General features: G+C 46.6%; 10 protein-coding genes. 3 read left to right on the top strand and 7 right to left on the bottom strand.

Features of this window, described 5'->3' with window-relative positions; translation table 11 throughout:
• The 3 genes from C6G87_RS08410 to C6G87_RS08400 form a co-directional block, all read left to right on the top strand.
• The coding region (locus tag C6G87_RS08410) for a hypothetical protein (RefSeq protein ID WP_104753035.1) at positions 1-679 on the top strand (679 nt) is incomplete at its 5' end.
• Positions 679-1,194, top strand: coding sequence for a hypothetical protein (locus tag C6G87_RS08405; protein ID WP_104753034.1), 516 nt, complete (start codon positions 679-681; stop codon positions 1,192-1,194). The genes C6G87_RS08410 and C6G87_RS08405, both read left to right, overlap by 1 nt.
• Before the next feature lie 10 nt (positions 1,195-1,204).
• The gene (locus tag C6G87_RS08400) at positions 1,205-1,816 is read left to right on the top strand and encodes a hypothetical protein (protein WP_233709088.1); all 612 of its coding nucleotides are present in this window, start codon (positions 1,205-1,207) and stop codon (positions 1,814-1,816) included.
• A 12-nt stretch (positions 1,817-1,828) separates the two neighbouring features.
• Here the strand turns inward: C6G87_RS08400 and C6G87_RS08395 are convergent, their stop codons facing one another.
• From C6G87_RS08395 to C6G87_RS08915, 7 genes are read right to left on the bottom strand one after another with little or no spacing between them, the layout of a single operon-like run.
• Complete coding sequence (locus C6G87_RS08395; protein ID WP_104753033.1) at positions 1,829-2,023, bottom strand: type II toxin-antitoxin system HicA family toxin; 195 nt, start codon at positions 2,021-2,023, stop codon at positions 1,829-1,831.
• Positions 2,016-2,237, bottom strand: coding sequence for a type II toxin-antitoxin system HicB family antitoxin (locus C6G87_RS08390; RefSeq protein ID WP_104753032.1), 222 nt, complete (start codon positions 2,235-2,237; stop codon positions 2,016-2,018). Before C6G87_RS08390 ends, C6G87_RS08395 begins: the two co-directional genes overlap by 8 nt.
• A gap of 47 nt (positions 2,238-2,284) precedes the next feature.
• Complete coding sequence (locus C6G87_RS08385) at positions 2,285-2,611, bottom strand: hypothetical protein (RefSeq protein ID WP_104753031.1); 327 nt, start codon at positions 2,609-2,611, stop codon at positions 2,285-2,287.
• 1 nt (position 2,612) lies between these two features.
• Positions 2,613-2,894: a phage holin family protein gene (locus tag C6G87_RS08380; protein WP_104753030.1), complete on the bottom strand. Its 282-nt coding sequence runs from the start codon at positions 2,892-2,894 to the stop codon at positions 2,613-2,615.
• Positions 2,894-3,226 carry a hypothetical protein gene (locus C6G87_RS08375; RefSeq protein ID WP_104753029.1) on the bottom strand — a complete coding sequence of 111 codons (333 nt, stop codon included), beginning with the start codon at positions 3,224-3,226 and terminating at the stop codon, positions 2,894-2,896. Before C6G87_RS08375 ends, C6G87_RS08380 begins: the two co-directional genes overlap by 1 nt.
• Positions 3,216-3,401, bottom strand: a complete 186-nt coding sequence (locus C6G87_RS08920) for a DUF5675 family protein (protein ID WP_233709087.1) — start codon at positions 3,399-3,401, stop codon at positions 3,216-3,218. Before C6G87_RS08920 ends, C6G87_RS08375 begins: the two co-directional genes overlap by 11 nt.
• A 42-nt stretch (positions 3,402-3,443) precedes the next feature.
• Entirely contained in the window at positions 3,444-3,728 is a 285-nt protein-coding gene (locus tag C6G87_RS08915; RefSeq protein WP_233709086.1) for a hypothetical protein, read from the bottom strand.
• Between the last annotated feature and the right edge of the window lie 638 nt (positions 3,729-4,366).

Raw genomic sequence — 4,366 nt, 5'->3', positions numbered from 1 at the left:
CCCCTCCAAAGCCTCTAACCCCCCTAATGCCCCCACCCCCACAACGGGCATTGCGGAGTTGGACGCTAAGATCGCCTCTAAAAATCTCTCGATGTTTGATGTGTACTTGGCTAAAAATTATTTGGGCGTGGATTTGAAGGATCAGCTAAACGGGGGGCTTGAAGTGCGCGCTAAGATCACCAACCGCACAAAAGCCGTTGCAGAGCTCTACGACATCGCTAAGTCGCTAGACTTGGGCAAGAACATTATTCAGAAGGCGCAAAATAATAGCGGGTTTTGGAATGGGCTTAAGCGCAAGTTAAATCAGATGAGCGGGGGGCTTTTTGGGATTGATCCCGAGCTTGCCCAAACCGACAACGCCCTACATAATTACGCCTATGCCGTGGCGCGCGCGTTGGGCTATGGGCGTACCAATTTGGAACAACAAAAGGACGCTAAGGAGATGGTGCAGTTTAAAGTGCGCTCTGCCCAAGAGAACACTTCTAGGATGGCACAGACCCAAGATATTAATCTAAACTACCTGCTCCATCAGATGAACGAGTTACGCGCTTTAGGGGGGGAAGTGCCCCAAGATATCCTTAAGACATACTACAAGCATAAGGCGCTTGTGAACTATATCAATGAGCGCGGGGGGGTGATCGATTTAAAGACTTTTAAGGCGTTGGATAAGGGGTTTTGATGAGTCAAATATTTAATGGGGAATCGCATAACTGGGCGTGGACCAATCGAAAAAATCATGGGGTGGACTTCTTTATCACTATCACGGGGGGTTTTGGGAGCGACGCGCAAGGTTATAGCGATGTGCACGGACAAGATAGCTATTGGCATACCGGGGAAGATGGGAATAGTGTACAAGTGCTCTTAAATAATGTGGAACTCTTCAGAGTGCGGGGGGGCAAGGGGCGCACCAAATCCACTTTACACCAGAAGGGGCATTGGGACCAAAAGATTAGCCATACCATATACCCCTCCCCTAATAGCTATTATCATGTTTATAAGGATGTTTGGATTTGGGACGATCCCAAGTACCCGCGCGATGATCAGCCCATCCTCCCCCCTGAGTCTGTAAGCTTTATCTTGAGTTTGAAGCCTGCCGATCGGCTGGTCTTGCAGAGTGTGGGGGGGTCTAAGCCTTTTTATGTCAGTGTGAGTACCTTTGAGGGCGCGTATCCTTTGCCCTTTGAGCCCACTTAAAAGGAGAGACATGGCACGCTATTACACCGCTGAAGTGCGCGCGGAATTGCGCGCTTATTATGAATCCCATGAGATCAATTTAAAAGAACTTGCCGAGCGCTCTAATATCCCTTATCGCACTTTAGCAGGGTGGCGCAAGGCGGAGAAGTGGAAGCCCAAGATCGCCATTAAGGACCTTGAGGTAGAAGTGATTAACCACCAACTCACAACCCACAAAGTCCATAGCTTCTTGGGAAGCAAGAAGGAAGAGATTAAGGATGTGGTGCGGGAAAATCTCAAGCATATTGAAGTCGATCCGATCGTGATGGAATGCATTCTAGAGACTTCTAGCGATGAACTGCTTTTAAAGGCGATGAACTTGCACTTTATCAATAAAAATATTTTGTTAGCCGCCATCATCGCTAAAGATGAATTGCTTAAGATGGTGCGCAACAATTTAGACAACGCTAAGGGTAACCCTGTGATTATTGCCGCTGCTGAGAAGGTGGCAAAGATGTTTAGCGATCTCAAGATTAGTTTGTATGGTAAGGAAGTCTTATTAGCTCAAGAGACTTTAGAGAATGACTATAGCAAGATGACCACGGATGAGTTGTTAAAGTTGGCTAATGAGGGGCAAAAGTAGCGCCCCTAGACTTCATTTAAGAATGTTGTTCATGACTTCTTTAACTATCTTAGGGTGTAAAACTTCCCCAGAATGGTAAGGTAAAACCTGTCTAATCTTGCCCTTTAGATAAATTCTATGGCTACCTTTTTGTCTAGAGAGGATGAAGCCATTTTGTAATAATAGTCTCTCGGCTTCTTTGGCTGTCAGTCTAGGCAATTCAGACATCTAAAGCGACTTCAATAGGGGCTATAACGGCATTTTTATTAATAATAAAAGCTAACTCATCCGCTTCCAAACTCTCTAAGTAAAGTTCAATGGCTTCTTTAATGTTCTTCAAGGCTTCTTCGTAACTCTTGCCTTGCGACACGCACCCCTGCAAAGAGGGGACATAGGCAAAGTACCCAAATTGATCCTGTTCTATGACGGCATTTAAAAGCATAGCAATCCTTATCGTGAATTGTCCTATCAATTTTTAGGATAAATAAGTTAATAGCCCTTCTTGAAGATCTCTAGCAACTGCTCGACACGCTCTAATTGCTCTTGACAAGTCTTAAGGGCGCGCCCCTCTTGGGGGTCTTTGTAACGCTCCTTGATAATCTTAGTGTGGGTGGGGGTTTGGGCTTGATGGGCTTTTGTGTCGCGCTCAAGGGCTTTAATGTGGGCGTTTTGGGTTTGTAGATGGCTTTGTGTTTGCGCTAAGCGCTCTTGGAGTTGCGCATTTGCCTTGAGAAGATGCTGAATGTACACCCCTGCGCCTAGTAGCCCACTCCACCCTAGACATGTCAAGAGGATCAAAGGATTAAGGGGGGGCATTCTACTTCTTAATATTGATCAGATTTTTAAGGATGTCTAGAGCGCGCTCGATCCCAAAGTAGCCCACGCTCGCGCTCATGCCCACCCGCGCCAGGTAGGGTAAATCTGTCGCGCTCAAGATGGCAAAGACGCAAGAACACACAAAAGAACTAGTTAGCACAATCCCGATCGCCTGTTTGAGGCTTTGCTTCTCGTTAGTAAAATAATTGAGCGCACCTGCTAAAAGCCCAATTAACCAAATGGGCAGGAGTTGGAGCAGTTCCCCCAATTGTGCAATATCCATTATTGGAGCTTTTGGCGGAGTTCTTGTACCACTTGTTCTTCTGAGATCCCATACCTGCGTGCCTTCTTGATCAAATCAAATAAAAAGGTCTCTACAATACTGCTCAAGCTTTTACCCTCTTCTTCTTTGGTGAGGGCGTTGTTTAAATCTTTTTGCACGGGGAGATTGGGGGTTATGTTGATGGGGCGCGCACAGACTAATAACAACGCTTCTAAGCTGGCATTGTATTTTAAGAAGTAATGGACATTCTGGGCGACGGAGAGAACAAGACTGAGCGCGATGATGAGCCCTACCCAAAATTTGGCTTTGGCTTTAAGTGGGTTAATGGTCATGCAGCTTGTCCTTAATAACGAGGCTGAAGCGCTCGATCCCGTGTAGCTCACACAGATTATAAAAGCGTTCTGTAGCGATGGCGCTTTGGGTGATCACCCCCTTATCTCTGTTATAACCTTTGCCCAACAAGATACAGCCTAAGCTGTCGATCGCGTCATTCCCAATGTGGATCATGATACGGCGTTTAGCAAAATGGGGGTCTTTGGGATCGTGTAGCTAAATGGCGCGGTTGCGTCCATTCTTGCCTTTCTGTCTATAGGCATAGGGGACACAGACAGAGCTATCTGCCCAATGCAAGGAGTAGGTGCGCGCTAGAATGGGCTTATCTTGCCCGCACTCAGAGGTAGGCATTCCTGAATTCTCCATGGTGTAACAATTATAGATCACATCCCCGTTCACATCATAGATACTTAAATACCCTATCGTGCCCCGCTCCATCTTGCCATGTTTACAAACCATCTTAGAGGTGTGATCCCGTTGTAGGAGTATCTCAAAATCCATATCTTGCCTTTGTGCTGAATTGAAGCGCTAGTTTAAATTAACGCGTCTCAAATTAAAAGGGTTAAAGCCTTTTAAATAAAAAATCTAAGGGGGGGGTGTGGGATAGAGTTCCCCTATCAAGAGATTTTAACGCGCGGGGGACATGTGGGGAGTTTGCCCCGTGTGGAGAAGATGAGCTAGGGGGGCGCACACACGCAAACACACGCCCTAAGCGCACGCTAGGGCGGGGATTGTAGCCACTCACACATAACCTACCCTTTAAGAGAGAAGTTAGGGCGCGGTGTTGACATATTGAACTAAATACGCTACAAATGCACCTAGCTTAAATGTTCTTTAGCTTTTTGGTATGTTCGCTCGAGTGTAGACAGATTTAACACTTTGGGACGCAAGCCCCCTTTATGCAGTCTATTGTCTTATGCGTCCTGTCCCTGTGTAAGCCCTATTCATGGGGGTTTAGGGGTGGGATAGATGAGCACTAGGAGAGATGTAGAGATTTACCAAATCCCTACCACTCATGTAATCTAAGTGCGTGCGGGGGTTAATCTGATCGCCCTTGTAGGGGGACTTGATACCCCCAAAACCTACCCTTGATGTTCCCCCTAACTCACGCGCCTAAAGCGTTCCTACAAACCTATAAA

This window comes from Helicobacter baculiformis (assembly GCF_900197685.1).
GTDB lineage: Bacteria > Campylobacterota > Campylobacteria > Campylobacterales > Helicobacteraceae > Helicobacter > Helicobacter baculiformis.
Note: the sequence above shows the minus strand (reverse complement) of the source record. Positions and strands in the feature narration are given on the sequence as shown.